Consider the following 18,786-nt stretch of genomic DNA (forward strand, 5'->3'; position numbering starts at 1 on the left):
GGGGGTGCCGGACCGCGTAGCCGGCGCTCCGTGAGTCGTGCGAGATCGCCCACCCGGCCGCCGGATGCGCGGGCATTTGCGCAGGTGATGGCATATGTGCGAAACACCCGGCCGCCGTGTCAGACTGGCCGCCGTGACTGCCGCCGCCGTGACCAAGACCACCGCCGCCCCGCTCGTCGTCACCGGCGCCGGGGGTCAGCTGGGGCGGGCGCTGCTCGAACTGGCCCCGGGGGCGCGGGGATTCGGGCGCGCGGAGCTCGACATCACCGACGCGGCGGCGGTGCGGGCGGTGCTGAAAGCGGGTGACGTGGTGCTCAACTGTGCCGCGTATACCGCGGTGGATCAGGCCGAATCCGAGGTGGACGCGGCCTTCGAAATCAATGCCAGGGGGCCGGAAGTGCTGGCCCGGGCCTGTGCCGCGGCCGGGGCGCGGCTCATTCACCTCTCCACCGATTACGTGTTCACCGGCAAGTCCGATCACCCCTACGAAACCGATGATCCGACCGGACCGGCCACCGTCTACGGGCGATCGAAATTGGCTGGGGAACAAGCGGTTCTGGAATTCGCGCCGGACGCGAACATCGTCCGCACCGCCTGGGTCTACACCGGCCGCGGCGCCGATTTCGTGGCCACCATGCGCCGCCTGGAAGCCGAGCGCGAAACGGTGAACGTGGTGGCCGACCAGATCGGTTCGCCCACCTACGCACCCGACCTCGCTGCGGGTTTGCTGGAGCTTGCCGCGCGGCCCGGCGCACCGCGAATCCTGCACGCCACCAACGCCGGACAGGCCAGTTGGTATGAACTTGCCCGGGCGGTTTTCGCGGGTCTCGGCGCCGATCCCGGACGCGTCCGCCCCTGCGGCACATCCGATTTCCCCAGACCCGCTCCGCGCCCGGCGTATTCGGTCCTTTCGGGCAAATCGTGGGCCGCGGCCGGACTCGCCCCACTGCGGGACTGGAACGCGGCGCTGGGCGACGCACTGCGCGCCATCTCCGACTAGGCTGAGCGTCCGTGAGCCCCTCGGATTCTGCCGGCCGCCCGACCCTGGCCGTCGTCACGGTGACCTACTCGCCCGGCGAGCACCTGGAACACTTCATCAGCACGCTGGCTACCGCCACGAGTGAGAAGCCCCAGGTCATCCTCGCCGACAACGGTTCCACCGACGGTTCGCCGGAACTCGCGGCCGAAGCCAACGAGCACGTCCGCCTACTGCGCACCGGCGGCAATATCGGCTACGGCGGGGCCATCAACCGCGCGGTCGCCGAAATCGACCCGGACATCGAATTCATCGTCATCTCCAACCCGGACATCCGGTGGGGCACCGACGCCATCGACAAGCTGCTCGAGGCCGCCCGCCGCTGGCCGCGCGCCGGCGCCCTGGGCCCGATGGTGCTGGAGCCGGACGGCTCGGTCTACCCGTCCGCGCGCGCCGTGCCCGGCATCGCCGACGGCGCCGGCCACGCCATCCTGGGCAGCATCTGGCCGGGCAATCCCTGGACGCTGCGCTACCGCCAGGACAACGAGCAGATCTCCGAACGCACCGTCGGCTGGCTCTCCGGCTCCTGCCTGCTGGTGCGCCGCGCCGCCTTCGACTCCATCGACGGCTTCGACTCGCGCTACTTCATGTACATGGAGGACGTGGACTTCGGTGACCGCATGGGCAAGGCGGGCTGGCACAATGTGTTCGTGCCCTTCGCCGAGGTCACCCACGCCAAGGGGCACGCGGCGGGCAAGCACCCGGAGACCATGCTCCCGGCGCACCACGCCAGCGCCTACCGCTTCCAGGCGGACCGGCATCCACACTGGTGGCAGGCTCCACTGCGGGTCGCTCTGAAGGCCGGACTTGCGATCCGCTGCAAGCTTGCGGTTCGATCCGCACTGCGTGAACGCGACCGCGCCGCGCAATCCTGAACAGACCACTCGAACCCAGGGGAGATGATGGCCAACAGCGGCAATGGCGCCGGGAACACCGATGCGGTGATCCTGGTCGGGGGACAGGGCACCCGTCTGCGCCCGTTGACCCTCTCCGCTCCCAAGCCGATGCTGCCCACCGCGGGTCTGCCCTTCCTGCAGCACCTGCTGGCCCGCATCGCCGACGCCGGCATCACCCACGTGGTCCTCGGCACCTCCTACAAGGCGGAGGTCTTCGAGGAGCACTTCGGTGACGGCTCCGAGCTCGGCCTGGAACTCGAGTACGTCACCGAGACCGAGCCGCTGGGCACCGGCGGCGGCATCCGCAATGTGGTGCCCAAGCTGCGCAACGACACGGTGATGGTGTTCAACGGCGACGTGCTGGGCGGCACCGATCTGGGCGCGATCCTGGACACCCATCACTCCTCGAACGCCGATGTGACGCTGCACCTGGTCCGGGTCAGCGATCCGCGCGCCTTCGGCTGCGTCCCGACCGACGCGAACGGGCGGGTCACCGCGTTCCTGGAGAAGACCCAGGATCCGCCGACCGACCAGATCAATGCCGGCTGCTACGTCTTCCGCCGCGAGTACATCGAGAAGATCCCGGCCGGGCGTCCGGTCTCGGTCGAGCGCGAGACCTTCCCGTCCCTGCTCGCCGAGGGCGCGCACATCCAGGGCCACGTGGACACCTCGTACTGGCGGGACATGGGCACCCCCGAGGACTTCGTGCGCGGCTCGGCCGATCTGGTCCGCGGCATCGCGCCCTCCCCGGCGCTGCCGGGGCAGCGCGGTGAATCCCTGGTGCATCCCGGTGCGGGCGTCGCGCCCGGCGCGCTGCTCATCGGCGGCACGGTCGTCGGCCGCGGCGCGGAAGTCGGCGCCGGGGCCCGGCTCGACGGCGCGGTCCTGTTCGACGGCGCATGCGTGGAAGCCGGTGCCACCGTGGAACGTTCGATCATCGGCTTCGGCGCCAAGATCGGCCCGCGGGCCCTGGTCCGCGATGCCGTGATCGGCGACGGCGCGATCGTGGGCGCGCGTTGCGAACTACTACGGGGTGCACGCGTCTGGCCGGGCGTGGACATCCCGGACGGCGGTATCCGCTTCTCCACCGACGTCTGATCGGTTTTCAGCGAATCGGCCGCTCACCTGGTGAGCGGCCGATTTCGTTTGCGCTGGAAGGGGTTCAGCGTTCCCACTTGCCGGGGTTCAGGTGGAACTGCACCAGCGCGGTGGCGTGGCCGTGCCCCATCTCGTGCTCGCTCTTGAGCCAGTTCACCAGCTCCTTGTGCGAGGTGATGCCGGTGCCGGCGAGCGTGGCGAACCAATCGTCCACCGAGCGGCCGTATTTGGTTTCGATGGCCGGGAAGTACGAGGCCGGGCCGTGCGGCTTGGTGGTCGCCATGGTGTCGCTCCTTCGTTCTGCGTCGTCGTCAGTGTGGACGACGCGTGCTCCGGAAATTCATCGTAGGGTGTCGCGCGTCACACCCGGGATCGATACCGTGCGTGGGTAGCTTGTCTAGCGGTGCTAGAGTTTTCCCATGAGCGCAATCCAGACTCGAAAAGAGCGTGAGCGCGCCGGCCGGCACCAGCTCATCATCGATACCGCGCGGCAGATCGCCGAGACCGATGGCTGGGACGCCGTGACCGTGCGCAAGCTCGCCGATCGCATCGAATACAGCCAGCCGGTGCTGTACTCGCACTTCGCCGGCAAGGACGCCATCGTCTCCGCGGTCGCACTGGAGGGTTTCGCCGAACTGGCCGCCGCCACCCGCCGCGCCCGCGAGACCGCATCCGATCCGGCGGCCGCGGTCACCGCCGTCGCCCAGGGCTACCTCGATTTCTCTCGTGACAAGCCCGCCCTCTACGACGCCATGTTCTCGCTGCGCACCGAACTGAAATTCGGCCCCGGCGCGCCGCAGCCGCTCCAGGACGCCTTCGTGGAACTGCTGCAGACCTTCGCGCCGTTCGCCACCCCGCACGACGCCGAGACCTTCACCGAGGTGGCCTGGAGCGCATTGCACGGGCTCGCCACGCTCGACCGGGGAGGTCGGCTGCGGCCCGACTTTCGCACTGCACGACTGGAAATCCTGGTGTCCCAATGGATCGGCCCCGCCTGACGCTCCCCGCCCCGAGCCGTGCTGACCAGCCCGGAGCGCGTGGTTCGTCACGGTCGCGGCCGTAACGCCCGGGGCGCGCCTACGCTGAGATCATGGCGGACGCGGTGGTGGTCGGATCGGGACCCAACGGCCTGGCGGCGGCGGTGATCCTGGCCCGCGCCGGACTCGAAGTCGAAGTGTTCGAAGCGGCCGAGGATTTCGGCGGCGGCTGCCGCACCGCGCAGGTGACGCTGCCGGGGTTCGAGCACGATCTGTGCGCGGGCGCGCACCCCATGGCGGTGGCGTCCCAGTTCTTCCGGGCCTTCGATCTGGCGAAGCACGGCGTGGAAATGCTTGCGCCGCAGGTCTCCTACGCGCATCCATTGGACGACGGGCACGCCGGGCTGGCCTGGCGCGATCTCGACCACACGGTGGACGGGCTGGGCCGCGACGGCGGCGCGTGGCGGCGATTGTTCGCGCCGCTGGTGCGCGACTGGGAACAGCTGGTGGAACTCGGCATGTCGGATCTGCGGCATCCGCCCCTGCACGTGGCCACCGGGGTGCGCTTCGCGCGCCGCCTGCTGGAACAGTCCACGCCGCTGTGGAATCTGCGTTTCCGCGAAGAGGTCGCGCCCGCGCTGCTGACCGGCGTTGCCGCCCATGCGATTCGCCCGCCGCGCTCGATTCCGTCGGCGGGCGTGGCCGCCCTGCTCGGCGCCCTCGCCCATGTGGGCGGCTGGCCGGTGCCGCGCGGCGGTTCGCAGGCCATCATGGCCGCGCTGGCCGAGGACCTGAAAGCCCATGGGGGACGGATCATCACGGGACACCGGGTGGATTCCATCGACGAGTTCGCCGAGGTGAAGACGGTTCTGCTGGATATCGCCCCGGCCGAATTCCAGCGCATCGCCACGCTGCCCGCCCGCTACGACTTCTCGCTCCGGCACTTCCACTACGGCGGCGCGGCCTGCAAGGTCGACTTCGCGCTCTCCGGCCCGGTGCCGTGGCGGGCGCTGGGCTGCGATCGCGCGGGCACTCTGCATCTGGTCGGCACCCGCGCGGAAGCCGTCGCGGCCGAAAAGGCCGTCGCCGCCGGGCAACACGCCGAGCGCCCGTTCGTGCTTGCCATCCAGCCGGGCGTGGTCGACGATTCCCGCGCCCCGGCGGGCAAGCACACGCTGTACACCTACGCCCACGTCCCCAACGGTTCGACGCGCGATCTCACCGAAACCATTACCGCGCAGGTGGAACGCTTCGCCCCCGGCTTCCGCGATCTGATCCTGGCCACCCACGTGCGCACCGCCGCCAAGATGCCCGCGCACAATCCCAACTACATCGGCGGCGATATCTCGGCGGGCGCGATGACCTTGCGGCAGACCGTCTTACGCCCCGCCCCGCGCTGGAATCCGTATTCGACGCCGCTGCCGGGCGTGTACCTGTGCTCCTCGGCGACGCCGCCCGGCCCGGGCGTGCACGGCATGAACGGCTACTACGCCGCCCGGCACGCGCTGCGCCGCGAGTTCGGCGTGCGCACCGATCCGCTGGAACTACTGGCGCGCTGATTCGGACCGGTAGAGATCCGGTTCGATATAGAGGTGCCGGACGGCCGGAACCGCCTGCCGCACCCGCACTTCCGCCGCGTCGATGGCGATGGCCGCCGCCTCGATGTCCAGTCCCGGCGTCATCGCCACCTTGGCCGCCACCAGCAGCTCGTCGGGCGCGAGGTACTGGGTCTTGAGATCCAGCACCCGATCGATCCCGGGCCCGCCGACGAGCTGCTCCCGAATCCGCCGATCCTCTTCCGCCGGCGCGCCTTCCCCGATGAGCAGGCTCTTCATCTCCACGATCAGCACCACCGCGATGAATCCGAGCAGGACGCCGATGGCCACCGTCCCGACCCCGTCCCACACCGGATCGCCGGTGAGTGCGGTCAATCCGACGCCGAGGAACGCCAGCCCCAGCCCGATCAGCGCCCCGGAATCCTCCAGCAGCACCACCGGCAGTTCCGCGCTGCGCGTGCTCCGGATGAACGCCCACCAGCTCTTGCGCCCTTTCAGCGGCGCCGAGGCTTTTTTGGCGGTGAGCAGACTGTAGGACTCCAATGCCATCGCGATGACCAGGATGGCGATGGCCACCCAGGTATCGCTCAGATGCTCCGGATGCCGGATCTTGTGGATGCCCTCGTCGATCGCGTACAGCGAGCCCACGGTGAAGATGACCAGCGCGACCACGAACGAATAGAAGTACCGGTTCCGCCCGTACCCGAACTGATGCAGCTGATCGGCTTCCTGCTCGGCCCGCCGCCGGCCCACCAGCAGCAGGCCCTGATTGGCGGTGTCGGCCAGCGAGTGCACCGATTCGGCGAGCATGGACGCCGATCCGGTGATCGCCGCGCCGATGAACTTGGCGAGGGTGATGCCGGCGTCGGCGGAGAATGCCGCCAGCACCGCTTTGCGACTACCGGATGCCATATCGTTCACGCTACGGCGATTTCCGGCCGAACCGGCGCTACACGCCCTACGCGTCGACGGTCTTGGTCCGGTACAGGTCCGGCTCCAGGTAGATGACCCGCGTCGCCGGAACCGCCTCGCGCACACGCGCTTCGGCCGCGTCGATGGCATCGGCGATCTGGTCGATCTCCAGCCCCGGCACGATCGAGATCTTGGCGGCCACCAGCAGTTCCTCCGGCCCCAGATACTGGGTCCGCAAGTGGATGACCCGGTCGATGTGCTCCCCGTCGACCAGCCGGTCGCGAATCTTCGCCTCGTCCGCGGGCAGCGCGCCCTCACCGATCAGCAGGCTCTGCATCTCGATGATCAGAATGACCGCGATGATGCCCAGCAGCACGCCGATGCCCAGCGTGCCGACGCCGTCCCAGATCGGCTCCCCGGTCAGTACGGTCAAGGTGATCGCCACGAAGGCGATGAGCAGGCCGATGAGCGCCCCGGTGTCCTCGAGCAGCACCACCGGCAGTTCCGGATTGCGCGAGGTGCGGATGAACTGCCACCAGGAGGCATTGCCCTTGAGCGGCTTGGATTCCCGCATGGCGGTGACGAAGGAGAAGCCCTCCAGCGCGATGGCGATGCCGAGGATGACGATCGCCACGATGGCGTTCGAGAGCTCCTCCGGATGCTGGATCTTGTGGATGCCCTCGTAGATCGCGTACAGCGAGCCGAGCGCGAAGATCACCAAGGCGACCACGAACGAATAGAAGTACCGATTCCGCCCGTACCCGAAGGGATGCAGCTGATCGGCCTGCTGTTCGGCCCGCTTCTGCCCGAGCAGCAGCAGGCCCTGATTCGAGGTGTCCGCCACCGAGTGCACTGCCTCGGCCAGCATCGACGCCGACCCGGTGATCGCCGCGCCGATGAACTTCGCCGCCGCGATACCGGCGTTGGCGCTCAACGCCGCCAGGATCGCCTTCTTACCGCCGGACATTTCCGCCTCTCCGCGCCTTCAGCGCACGGCCTGAGGGCCGTATCGATTCGTGCACGCGTGGTGCGGTCGGGTGCTGAACAGATTCTGGGTGTGTCCCAGGAATTACCCGGATCTTACGAGATCAGTCGCCCGGTCGCGGCCGGTGAACTAGTCCGCTCCGGCGGTGGCGCAGAACAATTGGGCCGGTCCGTCCGCGGCGGCGGCCCGGATCGGTCCGTCGGCGGCCGAAATCCAAGCCGCGCTGCCGCATTCGACGATGAGTTCGTGCTTGCCCTGCAGCAGTCGCACATTCCCGTGCGTGCACAGCGCGATGCCGGGTCCGGCGTGCAGCGGGACCGGATCGGCGTCCGCCGCGAGTTCGATTCGGCTGAGCGCGAATTCGGGCGCCGGCGTGTCGTACCGGTAGATTCCCGGGCCCGTCTGCTCGGCTTCGATGATCGGCAGCTCGAGCGGTTCGAAGTCCAGCACGCGCAGCAGTTCCGGCACGTCCACGTGCTTGGGCGTGAGCCCGCCGCGCAGCACATTGTCGGAATTGGCCATGATCTCGACGCCGACGCCGCTGAGATAGGCGTGCAGATTTCCGGCCGCGAGGAACAGTCCCTGGCCCGGTTCCAGGGTGATGCGATTGAGCAGCAGCGCCGCCAGCACCCCGGCATCGCCCGGATAGGCCTCGGCCAGTTCCAGCGCGGTGCGCACCTCGGCGGTGAATTCCTTGGGCGTGCCGTCGTATCCGGCGTCCCGCTCGGACAGGTACCGCACGCACCCGTCCAGCACCTTCGGCAGCAGATTGGCCAGGGCGTGCTGCGGCAGCGCGATCCAGGTGGTGAACAGCGTGCGCAGCCCGGCCGAATCCGGCTGCGCCGCGAGCAGTTCCGCGTACGGCGTCAGTTCCGGCACGTCCAGCGCGGTCAGCAGCCGCACGGTCCGGCGCGGTTCGCGGAACCCGGCCAGGGCCTCGAACCGGTTCAGCGCCACCACCAGTTCGGGTTTGTGGTTCTCGTCCCGGTAGTTCCGCATCGGCGCGTCCAGGGCGACCCCGGCGTGATTCTCCCGGGCGTAGCCGGCCCGCGCCTGCTCGATGCTGGGATGCGCCTGCAGCGAGAGCGGTTCCTCGGCGGCCAGGATCTTCAGCAGGAACGGCAGCCGGCCGCCGAATTCGCCCGCGACCGGGCCCAATTCGCGTTGCGGGTCGGCGCTGACCAGCTCCAGCAGCGATTCGCTGTGGCCGTTGATCTGCACCCGCGCCGGATCGGCGGGGTGGGCGCCGAACCAGAGTTCGGCCTCCGGATGCGCGGAGGGAACCGGTCGTCCGCACAGCTGAGCGAGCGCGGTGCGTGATCCCCAGGCATAGGAGCGCAGCGCACCAACGAGTTCGTGCACTAGTAGTGTCCCCCGTCATAGCGTCCCGGTCCGGCGGCCGGGCGGGAACCGAGTAGTCGTAGGTAGGCGGCGGCCATTTCGAGCCGCAGGGCCAGCACCGCCAACTGTGCCAGTTCGCCGCCGGGCGCGGGCGCCAGGGGCTGCCCTTCGGCGCCGGCGGGGGGAGTACCGGCGGTGGCGGCCGCTTCCGCGTCCACATTCACCAGATCGGCGTCCACCAGCCCGGCATCGGCGGAGAACACCCCGAGCCGCCGCCGTACCGCGAATTCGTCGGGACTGGTGGTCAGCACGAACACCCGCACCTGCTGGACGGGCGCGGGCCCGTCGAGCTGCTCGTCGTGGAACAGCGGATCGAAGTCTGGCGCGGACACGCCGGCCGCCTCGACCAGACGGCCGTGCGCCGCAATGCTTTCCGCCAGGGTCGCGGCAGTGGCGATCTTCCCGGCGCCGGCCAGCAGCACCTCGCAGCCGTGCACGGCCAGCTCGGTGGTGGCGGCGGTGTCCCCGGCCAGCACCAGGCGCGGCCGCTGCTGCATGCGGGTGGCCAGGGTCTTGGCGGGATTGTGGAAGGCCTCGTGCTGCGGTCCGTCGCGCAGCGCCTCGGCGTCCAGCAGATCGGCGAGCTCGTTCAGATCCGGCACCAGCGGACCGACCCGATTGGGGTCGACGGCGGCCAGCACCGCCATGCCGACGGCGAAGAAACGCAGCAGCCGATTGTGATCGAGCACGGGCAGCCGCGGCGGCAGCATGGTGGCCCGGCCGGCGGCGGCCGCGCGCAGCGGTCCCTCGTCGGGCGCGGCCACGATGACCTCCGCACCCCGGCGCAGCGCCCGGTCCACGGCTTCGGCGAGACGCGGATCGCCCGCGTCGTCACCGGCCACCAGCACCACGTCCAGCGGTCCCACCCAGGGCGGGATCGAGGTCGCGGGCACCAGCGGCATACTCGTGCGATCACCGAGCGCGGTGATCAGCAGACCGGCGGCGCGGGCGGCCCGCCCGGCGCCGGAGACGAGTACCAGACTGCGCGGCCGCAGGTCCTGCAACCGAGCCAAAGCATCTTCGGAAATGGCCGCGGCGGTAGCCCTGACCAGGGCTCCGCCCGACGCGGCGGAGCGCAAGCCACCGCCGGTGTCGGCCGCCTCCAGCGAGGCGACGTCATCGAGGTCGAGTACCGGTGTCCCAGCGATCATCGGGCGTTGCCACCTCCCCTCATCGGGTCACCAGGCGCTGGTGAATCCAAGCTCTGTGATTCCACTATTCCAGTCAGGCGCGGACGATGCTCAGGATCTCGGTTACGAGTGCGTCTACTTCCTCCTGCGATCGTGCTTCGACATTGAGCCGAAGCAGCGGTTCGGTATTGGAGGCGCGCAGGTTGAACCAGGCGCCGTCGGGCAACTGCACCGTGACTCCGTCCAAACGGTCCACCGACTTGGCGCGCTTGCCGAACGCCTCCAGTACGGCGGTGGTCCGGTCCTGCGCGTCGGCGACCGTGGAGTTGATCTCCCCGGACGCGGCGTAGGTCGAATAGGCCGATGCCAGTTCCGACATCGGGCGCTCCTTCTCGCCGAGCGCCGCCAGCACGTGCAGGGCCGCGAGCATGCCGGAGTCGGCGCCCCAGAAGTCGCGGAAGTAGTAGTGCGCGGAATGCTCGCCGCCGAAGATGGCGCCGGTGGCGGCCATCTGCTGCTTGATGAACGAGTGGCCGACGCGGGTGCGCACGGGGGTGCCGCCGAGTTCGGTCACCAGCTCCGGCACCGCCTTGGAGGTGATCAGATTGTGGATGATGGTCGCGCCCGGCTCCTTGGTCAGCTCGCGCTCGGCAACCAGCGCGGTGACGGCCGACGGGGAGACCGGATCGCCCTTCTCGTCCACCACGAAGCAGCGGTCGGCGTCGCCGTCGAAGGCCAGGCCGATATCGGCGCCGGTCTTGCGGACGTAGGCCTGCAGATCCACCAGGTTCTTCGGATCCAGCGGGTTGGCTTCGTGATTGGGGAAGGTGCCGTCGAGTTCGAAGAACAGCGGCTCGATGGTGTACTGCGGCAGCGTGCCCAGCACGGCCGGGACGGTGAACCCGCCCATGCCGTTGCCGGCGTCCACCGCGATGCGCAGCGGGCGGGAATCGCTCAGGTCGACCAGCTTGTGCAGGAAGGCCGCGTAGGCGGCGAGCAGGTCCTGCTCGGTGGCGGCGCCGCGCGGGCCGTCGTAGGCCGGGACGCCGGTGACGACCTCGTCGGAGATGGTGGCCAGGCCGGTGTCCTGACCGACCGGCAGCGCCTTGGCGCGGCACAGCTTGATGCCGTTGTACTTGGCCGGATTGTGCGAGGCGGTGAACATGGCTCCGGGGCAATCCAAATGGCCGGAGGCGAAGTACAGCTCGTCGGTGGAGGCCAGCCCGATGTGCACCACGTCCAGGCCCTGCGACTGCACGCCGTCGGCGAACGCCTCGGCCAGGGCGGGGGAGGAATCGCGCATATCGTGCCCGATGACCACGCGCTGCGCGCCCTCGGAGCGCATCAGCCGGGCGAAGGCCCCGGCCACGTCCCGGACGAAGTCCGCGTCGATCTGTTCGCCGACTACTCCTCGAACGTCATAGGCCTTGATGACTGCTTGAACGGACTCGGCGGACCGGGCGACTGTCATAGGGAACACCCTAGTAGCTCTCGGCGACGAGTCGTATTCGGCGGTGCGCTGCATGTCCCGTATTCGCTCGTAAGGCGTCGAGCTAGTTCGGCGGATCCGGTAGGACACGTAGATGGCCCCTCCGGCCGGTGCGCCCCGTACGGGTCGGGCGCTGCGGGGCCGGGGCGTAGTCGGTGTAGCCGCGCGGGTCGGGATCCGGTGTCCGGCGGCGCAATCCGGCTTCGCGGACGGCTTCGGCCAGCGCGGTGAGATCGTCGTCGTCGGGCGTCGAGGAGGAGAACCCGCCCTCGTGCTTGACCAGCTCCCAGCCCTTCGGGGCGGTAATCCGGGAAGCGTGCGTTTCGCACAGGTCCCAGGAGTGCGGTTCGGCGACCGTCACGAGCGGACCGACCACGGCCATGGAGTCCGAGTACACATAGGTCAGCGTCGCGACGGCCGGGTTCTTGCAGCCGGGCCGGCAGCAACGACGCATGGGGATCACGCCAAGCAGGGTAACCCCGTTCGCGGCTCGCTGGGGACAGACACGCTCAATGGACTGCGTCTCACTTGTCCCCGTACGGGCCTTGGTTGCCAGGGCGAACACCGTTGTCGGCAACACAGTAGATTCGGGGTATGACTCGTTCCCGTCGTCGGCGACCGCCCACCGCGCGGTCCGTGATCCGCCGCGGGCGCGGTGTGCGCGGGCCGATGCTGCCGCCGACGGTGCCGGCCCGGCGGACCCGCGGCCAGCAGTTCGACCGCCTGGTGCTGGAGGCGTTCGCGCCGCTGGAGAGCCGCTGGCACGAACAGCTCACCAAGCTCGATATCGCGGTGGACGATGTGCCGAAAATCCGCCCGTTGCATCCGGATTCGGTGCAATGGCCGGACGAGGTGGTGGCCGACGGCCCGGTGCCGCTCTCCCGCCTCATCCCGGCCGGCGTGGATCGCTACGGCATGGCTACCCGAGCCCGGGTCGTGTTGTTCCGCAAGCCATTAGAGCTACGCGCCGGAGACCCCGACGACCTGGTGGACCTGCTGCGCGAAGTCCTGGTGCAGCAGATCGCCACCTATCTCGGTGTGGACCCGGACGTCATCGATCCGGAGCCGGAATAGGACCCCTCCCGTTCGGGGGAGATCCCGGGCGACTCGGCCCACTGCCGTTCGGGGGTGAAGCCCCTGGGATCCGGGCTTCCTCCCATCCGGGGGTTCGGGGGCGAAGCCCCTGAGGGTCCCGGGAGTGGGTCCATGAAAGCTGTTGCTACAGCCGAGCTTTCAAGATGCTGCGCCTGCCCGCGCAGCATCCTTCCCTAGATGATGCCGCGCTTGAGGCGACGGCGTTCGCGCTCGGACAGCCCGCCCCAGATGCCGAAGCGTTCGTCGTTCTGCAGCGCGTATTCGAGGCATTCGTCGCGGACCTCGCAGCCGAGGCAGATCCGCTTGGCCTCCCGGGTGGAACCGCCCTTCTCGGGGAAGAACGCCTCCGGGTCGGTCTGAGCGCAGAGCGCCCGTTCCTGCCACTGTTCGGCTTCGGTGAGCCGGCTTCCTCTGGAGAAATTGTCGAACATTTCGTCAGCACCGGTGACGATCAAGCTCAAACGCGGCGGTTCGGGCTGGTACTGGGCTCGCGCCCACTGCCCACCCCCCGGTCGTGCAGTCGTCAACGGTTCACCCCCCTCGTACCCGATTCGTTCGTCGGCGCAGAAGTCAGATGCTGCGCCAGCTGTGGAATCGGTTTGCGATACACCGCCCGGAATGCCTGACGGGGCCAGCTCATCGGCCATCGCTCCGCCTCCTCACTGTGTGTTAGCGCAGAATGATTAATCCGTCGGAGCCGATCCCACCGACGGCCCAACACCGCGACGTAGTCCCGCGGCCATCCCCGAGCTCGTCACCCCGGTGCGAACAGCTGTTCGAAAACCCGTCCGCGCCTTGCACTCTCACGCGGACCCGGAATGACATGCCTGTGATTAGACACGCCGGGAGCGTCGATGGTCAAGCTGCCGAAGCGATTCCGTTACCATCCTCGACCCCCTTTCCCACTGTTCCCGCAGTTCAAACAGCAAATTCACAGCAAATGGGTAGCGGGGCATCTTCCGGCGTAGAACGCATAGGCTGTGCGGATGTGACTCGAGAACAAGCGGACACCGCACCCGGCACCGGCCTCCGGATCGCGGTACTGGTCGGCGGAGTCGGCGGCGCGCGGTTCCTGATGGGCGTGCGCGAACTGCTCCCCGGCGCGGACATCACGGCCATCGTCAATGTCGGCGACGACGTCTGGATGCACGGCCTGCGCATCTGCCCTGACCTGGACACCTGCATGTACACCCTGGGTGGCGGCATCGATCAGGAGCGCGGCTGGGGGCATGCCGACGAGACCTGGCACGCCAAGGAGGAGCTGGCGAAATACAACGCGCAGCCCGATTGGTTCGGACTGGGCGACCGCGATATCGCGACCCATCTCATTCGCTCCGAAATGCTGCGTCAGGGTTACCCGCTCTCGCAGGTCACCGAGGCCCTCTGCAATCGGTGGCAACCCGGTGTGAAACTGCTTCCGGCAACCAACGACCGCTGTGAAACGCATGTAGTTATCGGGGACCCGGAGAACCCTGGCGAACGTCGCGCGATCCATTTCCAAGAGTGGTGGGTGCGCTATCGAGCGAACGTCGAGACCCATGGATTCGTGACTATTGGGGCAGAACAAGCAAAACCCGGCCCAGGTGTGACGGAAATCATAGAGGCCGCTGACGTGGTGTTGCTGGCCCCTTCCAACCCCGTCGTGAGCGTCGGCGCGATCCTCGCCGTACCGGGCATTCGGGGCGCGCTGCGCACCACCGCGGCCAAGATCGTCGGCCTCTCCCCGGTGATCGGCGGCAAGCCGCTGCGCGGCATGGCCGACGAATGCCTCTCGGTGATCGGCGTGGAGACCACCGCCGAAGCCGTCGGCAACCACTACGGATCCCGTTCCGCCACAGGCATATTGGACGGCTGGCTGATCCACAGCACGGACACCGCGGACGTCCCCGGCGTCGAGGTCCGCAGCGTCCCCCTCATCATGAGCGACCCGGCCGCGACCGCCGATATGGTCCGCGAGGCCCTCGACATCGCGGGAGTGAAGCCGTGAGCGCACTGGACGACACCACCGTGCCCGCCGCGGGCGCGCCGGGCGTCACCGCCACGACCCCGGGCGCGGCTTCCGCGCCGCTCGGCGATCACGCCGCGGGCGGCGAGCTGACCATCCTGCCCGTGCGCGGTCTGCCCGAATTCCGGCCCGGCGACGACCTCGCGGAAGCCCTTGCGGCGCAAGCGCCCTGGCTGCGCGACGGCGATGTGCTGGTGGTGACCAGCAAGATCGTGTCGAAGGTCGAGGGCCGCATCGTCGAGGCCCCCGCCGACCCGGAGGCGCGCGACGCCTTCCGCCGCGAACTGGTCACCCAGGAGGCGGTGCGCGTGCTCGCGCGCAAGAACCGCACCCTCATCACCGAGAACAAGCTCGGCATCGTGCAGGCCGCCTCCGGCATCGACGGCTCCAATGTGGAGCAGGGCGAATTGGTGCTGCTCCCGGTCGATCCCGACGCCAGCGCCAAAGCCCTGCGCACCGCCCTCGCCGCACGCCTCGGCGTCCAGGTCGCCGTGGTCATCACCGACACCATGGGCCGGGCCTGGCGCACCGGCCAGACCGACGCCGCCATCGGCTCCTCCGGGTTGCGGGTGCTGCACGACTACGAGGGCGCGATCGACCGCCAGGGCCACGAACTACAGGTCACCCTGGTCGCCGTCGCCGACGAACTGGCCGCCGCCGCGGACCTGGTGAAGGGCAAGCTGGGCGGCGTCCCGGTCGCGGTGGTGCGCGGCTTCGAATACACCGACGACGGTTCCACCGCCGCCGACCTGCTGCGCCGCGGCGAGGAAGACCTCTTCTGGCTGGGCAGTGCGGAGGCCATCGAACTGGGGCGCAATCAGGCTGTGCCGCTGCGCCGTTCGGTGCGTCAGTTCGCCGGCACTCCCGTCGAACCGGAGGTGATCCGGGCGGCCGTGAACGCGGCGCTGACCGCCCCGGCCCCGCATCACACCCGCCCCGTGCGATTCGTGTGGCTGCGCAAACGCGGCCTGCGCGACCAACTCCTGGAGGCCATGGCCGAGAAGTGGCGCGCCGATCTCACCGGCGACGGCCGCGACCCCGAATCGGTGGAACGCCGAGTAGCCCGCGGCCGCATCCTCTTCGACGCCCCCGAGGTGATCATCCCGTTCTGCGTCCCCGACGGCGCGCACGACTACCCCGACGAAACCCGCCGCGCCGCCGAGAAAACCATGTTCACCGTCGCGGTCGGCGCGGCCGTGCAGGGCCTGCTGGTCTCCCTCGCCGTCAAGGGCGTAGGCAGCTGCTGGATCGGCTCGACCATCTTCGCCCCCGAGGTCACCCGCGACGTCCTCGGCCTCGAACCGGACTGGAACCCCTTGGGCGCGATCGCGATCGGCTACCCCCTCGAGGAACTCGCCCCCCGCGAGGCCCGCGAGTCCGGCATCGGACTGGTGGAGCTGTGATGCGCGGCGGTCCGGAGTCGCGGCGCGGTGCGGCGGCGGAGGTGCGGGCGTGAGCGCCGAATCCTTGCACAAGTCGGCGGTAGACCTGCTCGAAACCTGGTCCCCGGCAACGGGTCCGGAGCAGTCCATCCGCGAATCCATGCTCGCCTTCCTGGGCTCGGCCCCGCGCGGCTGCCTGCGCGAGCACGCCGCCGGCCACATCACGGCCTCGGCGGTGGTCTTCTCCCACGACGAGAAGCAAGTCCTGCTGACCCTGCACCCCCGCGTCGGCCGCTGGATCCAATTGGGCGGCCACTGCGAGGAATCCGACGATTCGGTCAGTGCCGCGGCCTTCCGCGAAGCCACCGAGGAATCCGGCATCCCCGACCTGATCCTGCAACCCGGCCTCTACGGCGCGCAGGCACACCCCATCACCTGCTCCCTCGGCATCCCCACCCGCCACCTCGATCTGCTCTTCAAGATCAAGGCCCCGGCCGGCGCCGTCCCGGTACGCAGCTCGGAATCCACCGACCTCCGCTGGTGGCCGGTGGACGCCCTCCCCGCCGACGCGGACGTCCTGTTGTTCCCGTAATCTCGAAGCCGTACACGTTCTCAGGGCGGGGTGAAATTCCCCACCGGCGGTAATGGCAGACGGACCGATCCGTTTGCACGAGCCCGCGAGCGCCACCCGCGAGGGTGGGTCAGCAGATTCCGGTGTGATCCCGGAGCCGACGGTCACAGTCCGGATGAAAGAGAACGCGGCACCGGCCCGTCCGCTCCGCGCGGTCGGCCTGTTCGCGTATTTCTGCCCTGGGTGACATCGCGAACAGGAGGAAATTCCATGTCACCCACTACGAATCGAATCGCACTCGTCGCCGCGGGCTGGCACTCCGAGATCGTCGGCAAGGCGGTCGAAGCCTGCCGGAACGGTTTGGCCGAGCGTGGTTTCCCCGAGGTCGACGTCATCGAGGTCCCCGGGGCCTTCGAAATCCCTTTGCAGGCCAAGCGTTTGGCGACCAGCGGCGCCTACGCCGCCGTCGCGGGCTGCGCGCTGGTGGTGGACGGCGGCATCTACCGGCACGATTTCGTGGCCTCGACGGTGGTGGACGCGCTCATGCGGGTGCAGCTGGAAACCGATGTGCCGGTGTTCTCGGCCGTCCTCACCCCGCACCACTTCCATGAGCACGCCGAACATCTGGAGTACTTCGCCCGGCACTTCGAGGTGAAGGGCGCGGAACTGGCCAAGGCGATCGTCGCGACACTGGCCATCGACCTGAAGGTGTAGACAGTGGAAAACCGCCCGGCGCGTAACGGGGGGAAATGCGCGCCGGGCGGTTCACTGGTCCAGACCCTGGGTGGGTTGGGTTCAGGCCGGGACCAGGTTCTTGCCGGCCGGAGCGTCGGCCGGATGTTCGTCGACCATGGTGGTCTCGTCGAAGGGCAGCTTCTTGTCCAGCACCGCGCGGACCCGCTCGGTGTCGATGCTGTTGGTCCAGGTGCCGACCAGCACAGTGGCGACGGCATTGCCCGAGAAGTTGGTCAGCGCACGGGCTTCGGACATGAACCGGTCGATGCCCACGATCAGCCCGACCCCGTCCAGCAGTTCCGGGCGGTGACTCTGCAGGCCGCCGGCCAGTGTGGCCAGGCCGGCACCTGTCACACCGGCCGCGCCCTTGGACGCCACGATCATGAACACCAGCAGGCCCAGCTGCTCGGTCCAGGACAGCGGCTTGCCCATGGCATCGGCGACGAAGAGGGTCGCCATGGTCAGGTAGATGGCGGTGCCGTCCAGATTGAACGAATATCCGGTCGGCACCACGACACCCACGGTGGTGCGCTCCACGCCCAGATGCTCCATCTTGGCGATGAGCCGCGGCAGCGCCGACTCCGAGGACGAGGTGGCCACGATGAGCAGGTACTCCCGCGCCAGGTAGCGGCACAGCTTGAAGATCGACACCCCGGCCACCGCCCGCAGCAGCGCGCCCAGCACGCCGAAGACGAACACCACGCAGGTGAGGTAGAAGGCCACCATCAGCAGCGCCAGCTGTTTGACCGCGTCGAGTCCGGTGCGCGCCACCACATTCGCGATGGCGCCGAACGCGCCGATCGGGGCCAGCCACAGGATCATGGTCAGGATCCGGAACACCAGCTGCTGCACCAGCGCGATGCCGCGCAGCAGCGGTTCGCCCTTGGCACCCATGGCCTGGATGCCGAAGCCCACCAGCAGCGCCACGAACAGCGTCTGCAGCACCTTGCCCGCGGTGAGCGAGCTGACCAGCGTGGTCGGCACGATCTCCTTGATGAAATCCCAAGTGCCGCCCGCGCTTTGCGCGTCCTTGGCGTACTTGGCGACCTCCTTGGCGTGCGCGGCCACATTCAGCCCGTCGCCCGGATGCAGCAGGTTGCCGACCACCAGGCCGATGGCCAGCGCCGCCGTGGACATGATCAGGAAGTAGCCGATGGCCAGCCCGCCGACCTTGCCGACCTTGGCCGCGGCCCGCACCGAGCCGATGCCGAGCACGATGGTGCAGAAGATGACCGGTGAGATCATCATCTTGATCAGGTTCACGAACAGGGTGCCGAGTTCGCCCACCGATTTGCCGAATCCGGGCGCCAGCCAGCCGACGAGAATGCCCGCGAGCACCGCCAGGATGACGGCCAGATACAGCCAGTGCGTGCGATCCCGCTTCTTCGGCGCCGCCGCGGGGGATAGCGCAGTTGTCGATTCAGTCAATTTCGGAAAGCCTTCGGGTACCGGATGGTGTGAGCCCGCTCACGTACTTGCATAGAGAATGATGTCCTGGGCAGTGACGCGGGTCACTGT

The 18,786-nt window shown here is 68.8% G+C and carries 19 protein-coding genes and 1 riboswitch; of the genes, 10 read left to right on the plus strand and 9 right to left on the minus strand.

What is annotated here, in order from left to right:
* Window positions 1–133: 133 nt before the first annotated feature.
* The 3 genes from rfbD to manB are packed head-to-tail and all read left to right on the plus strand — an operon-like array spanning window position 134 to window position 3,030.
* Window positions 134–1,000, plus strand: coding sequence for a dTDP-4-dehydrorhamnose reductase (rfbD, locus tag NY1_RS29250; RefSeq protein WP_067720264.1), 867 nt, complete (start codon window positions 134–136; stop codon window positions 998–1,000).
* Between the two features lie 11 nt (window positions 1,001–1,011).
* Window positions 1,012–1,911, plus strand: coding sequence for a glycosyltransferase family 2 protein (locus NY1_RS29255; RefSeq protein ID WP_067720267.1), 900 nt, complete (start codon window positions 1,012–1,014; stop codon window positions 1,909–1,911).
* Between the two features lie 27 nt (window positions 1,912–1,938).
* On the plus strand, window positions 1,939–3,030 hold the full coding sequence (gene manB, locus NY1_RS29260; protein ID WP_157762546.1) for a mannose-1-phosphate guanylyltransferase: 1,092 nt from the start codon (window positions 1,939–1,941) through the stop codon (window positions 3,028–3,030).
* Between the two features lie 64 nt (window positions 3,031–3,094).
* Here manB and NY1_RS29265 read toward each other — a convergent pair whose 3' ends face one another.
* Window positions 3,095–3,313: a DUF4287 domain-containing protein gene (locus tag NY1_RS29265; protein ID WP_067720271.1), complete on the minus strand. Its 219-nt coding sequence runs from the start codon at window positions 3,311–3,313 to the stop codon at window positions 3,095–3,097.
* Window positions 3,314–3,449: 136 nt separating this feature from the next.
* On the opposite strand from NY1_RS29265, the gene NY1_RS29270 reads away from it, so the two are divergent.
* Window positions 3,450–4,028, plus strand: coding sequence for a TetR/AcrR family transcriptional regulator (locus NY1_RS29270; protein ID WP_067720272.1), 579 nt, complete (start codon window positions 3,450–3,452; stop codon window positions 4,026–4,028).
* 92 nt (window positions 4,029–4,120) lie between these two features.
* Window positions 4,121–5,566 carry a phytoene desaturase family protein gene (locus tag NY1_RS29275; RefSeq protein ID WP_067720274.1) on the plus strand — a complete coding sequence of 482 codons (1,446 nt, stop codon included), beginning with the start codon at window positions 4,121–4,123 and terminating at the stop codon, window positions 5,564–5,566.
* On the opposite strand, the gene NY1_RS29280 is transcribed toward NY1_RS29275, so the two are convergent.
* From NY1_RS29280 to NY1_RS29305, 6 genes are all read right to left on the minus strand, one after another.
* Entirely contained in the window at window positions 5,552–6,475 is a 924-nt protein-coding gene (locus NY1_RS29280) for a cation diffusion facilitator family transporter (RefSeq protein ID WP_067720405.1), read from the minus strand. The genes NY1_RS29275 and NY1_RS29280 overlap by 15 nt on opposite strands.
* Before the next feature lie 46 nt (window positions 6,476–6,521).
* Window positions 6,522–7,442: a cation diffusion facilitator family transporter gene (locus NY1_RS29285; RefSeq protein ID WP_067720276.1), complete on the minus strand. Its 921-nt coding sequence runs from the start codon at window positions 7,440–7,442 to the stop codon at window positions 6,522–6,524.
* Window positions 7,443–7,589: 147 nt separating this feature from the next.
* Window positions 7,590–8,822 carry a mannose-6-phosphate isomerase, class I gene (gene manA / locus NY1_RS29290; protein ID WP_067720278.1) on the minus strand — a complete coding sequence of 411 codons (1,233 nt, stop codon included), beginning with the start codon at window positions 8,820–8,822 and terminating at the stop codon, window positions 7,590–7,592.
* Window positions 8,822–10,012, minus strand: coding sequence for a tobH protein (locus NY1_RS29295; RefSeq protein ID WP_067720280.1), 1,191 nt, complete (start codon window positions 10,010–10,012; stop codon window positions 8,822–8,824). The genes manA and NY1_RS29295 overlap by 1 nt, the downstream gene beginning before the upstream one ends.
* Window positions 10,013–10,085: 73 nt before the next feature.
* Window positions 10,086–11,462 carry a phosphomannomutase/phosphoglucomutase gene (locus NY1_RS29300; protein WP_067720281.1) on the minus strand — a complete coding sequence of 459 codons (1,377 nt, stop codon included), beginning with the start codon at window positions 11,460–11,462 and terminating at the stop codon, window positions 10,086–10,088.
* Between the two features lie 82 nt (window positions 11,463–11,544).
* Window positions 11,545–11,934: a DUF3499 domain-containing protein gene (locus tag NY1_RS29305; protein ID WP_067720283.1), complete on the minus strand. Its 390-nt coding sequence runs from the start codon at window positions 11,932–11,934 to the stop codon at window positions 11,545–11,547.
* A 140-nt stretch (window positions 11,935–12,074) separates the two neighbouring features.
* Here NY1_RS29305 and NY1_RS29310 point away from each other — a divergent pair, with 140 nt between their 5' ends.
* On the plus strand, window positions 12,075–12,554 hold the full coding sequence (locus NY1_RS29310; RefSeq protein ID WP_067817419.1) for a metallopeptidase family protein: 480 nt from the start codon (window positions 12,075–12,077) through the stop codon (window positions 12,552–12,554).
* Between the two features lie 194 nt (window positions 12,555–12,748).
* On the opposite strand, the gene NY1_RS29315 is transcribed toward NY1_RS29310, so the two are convergent.
* Complete coding sequence (locus NY1_RS29315) at window positions 12,749–13,006, minus strand: WhiB family transcriptional regulator (protein ID WP_169815418.1); 258 nt, start codon at window positions 13,004–13,006, stop codon at window positions 12,749–12,751.
* Between the two features lie 557 nt (window positions 13,007–13,563).
* Here NY1_RS29315 and cofD point away from each other — a divergent pair.
* The 4 genes from cofD (at window position 13,564) to NY1_RS29335 (ending at window position 17,247) form a co-directional block, all read left to right on the plus strand.
* Window positions 13,564–14,562: a 2-phospho-L-lactate transferase gene (gene cofD, locus NY1_RS29320; protein WP_369690457.1), complete on the plus strand. Its 999-nt coding sequence runs from the start codon at window positions 13,564–13,566 to the stop codon at window positions 14,560–14,562.
* 20 nt (window positions 14,563–14,582) lie between these two features.
* Window positions 14,583–15,983 (plus strand): coenzyme F420-0:L-glutamate ligase, encoded by a 1,401-nt coding sequence (locus tag NY1_RS29325; protein ID WP_084535565.1) that lies wholly within the window; start codon window positions 14,583–14,585, stop codon window positions 15,981–15,983.
* Window positions 15,984–16,032: 49 nt separating this feature from the next.
* Window positions 16,033–16,554 (plus strand): NUDIX hydrolase, encoded by a 522-nt coding sequence (locus NY1_RS29330; RefSeq protein WP_067720290.1) that lies wholly within the window; start codon window positions 16,033–16,035, stop codon window positions 16,552–16,554.
* Window positions 16,555–16,566: 12 nt separating this feature from the next.
* Window positions 16,567–16,724, plus strand: a riboswitch (FMN riboswitch).
* A gap of 79 nt (window positions 16,725–16,803) precedes the next feature.
* Window positions 16,804–17,247 carry a 6,7-dimethyl-8-ribityllumazine synthase gene (locus tag NY1_RS29335; protein WP_067720292.1) on the plus strand — a complete coding sequence of 148 codons (444 nt, stop codon included), beginning with the start codon at window positions 16,804–16,806 and terminating at the stop codon, window positions 17,245–17,247.
* Window positions 17,248–17,328: 81 nt separating this feature from the next.
* Here NY1_RS29335 and NY1_RS29340 read toward each other — a convergent pair whose 3' ends face one another.
* On the minus strand, window positions 17,329–18,696 hold the full coding sequence (locus NY1_RS29340) for a cation:dicarboxylate symporter family transporter (RefSeq protein WP_067720294.1): 1,368 nt from the start codon (window positions 18,694–18,696) through the stop codon (window positions 17,329–17,331).
* Between the last annotated feature and the right edge of the window lie 90 nt (window positions 18,697–18,786).

This window comes from Nocardia yamanashiensis NBRC 100130, assembly GCF_001613325.1.
Lineage (GTDB): Bacteria > Actinomycetota > Actinomycetes > Mycobacteriales > Mycobacteriaceae > Nocardia > Nocardia yamanashiensis.

Bases quoted from the DNA above. Each gene is read 5' to 3' on its own strand.
- NY1_RS29335 (WP_067720292.1), top strand. From the start codon at position 16,804: ATGTCACCCACTACGAATCGAATCGCACTCGTCGCCGCGGGCTGGCAC.
- NY1_RS29300 (WP_067720281.1), bottom strand. From the start codon at position 11,462: ATGACAGTCGCCCGGTCCGCCGAGTCCGTTCAAGCAGTCATCAAGGCC.
- NY1_RS29265 (WP_067720271.1), bottom strand. From the start codon at position 3,313: ATGGCGACCACCAAGCCGCACGGCCCGGCCTCGTACTTCCCGGCCATC.
- NY1_RS29310 (WP_067817419.1), top strand. From the start codon at position 12,075: ATGACTCGTTCCCGTCGTCGGCGACCGCCCACCGCGCGGTCCGTGATC.
- NY1_RS29275 (WP_067720274.1), top strand. From the start codon at position 4,121: ATGGCGGACGCGGTGGTGGTCGGATCGGGACCCAACGGCCTGGCGGCG.
- NY1_RS29270 (WP_067720272.1), top strand. From the start codon at position 3,450: ATGAGCGCAATCCAGACTCGAAAAGAGCGTGAGCGCGCCGGCCGGCAC.
- NY1_RS29280 (WP_067720405.1), bottom strand. From the start codon at position 6,475: ATGGCATCCGGTAGTCGCAAAGCGGTGCTGGCGGCATTCTCCGCCGAC.
- manB (WP_157762546.1), top strand. From the start codon at position 1,939: ATGGCCAACAGCGGCAATGGCGCCGGGAACACCGATGCGGTGATCCTG.
- NY1_RS29305 (WP_067720283.1), bottom strand. From the start codon at position 11,934: ATGCGTCGTTGCTGCCGGCCCGGCTGCAAGAACCCGGCCGTCGCGACG.
- NY1_RS29315 (WP_169815418.1), bottom strand. From the start codon at position 13,006: ATGTTCGACAATTTCTCCAGAGGAAGCCGGCTCACCGAAGCCGAACAG.
- NY1_RS29285 (WP_067720276.1), bottom strand. From the start codon at position 7,442: ATGTCCGGCGGTAAGAAGGCGATCCTGGCGGCGTTGAGCGCCAACGCC.
- NY1_RS29295 (WP_067720280.1), bottom strand. From the start codon at position 10,012: ATGATCGCTGGGACACCGGTACTCGACCTCGATGACGTCGCCTCGCTG.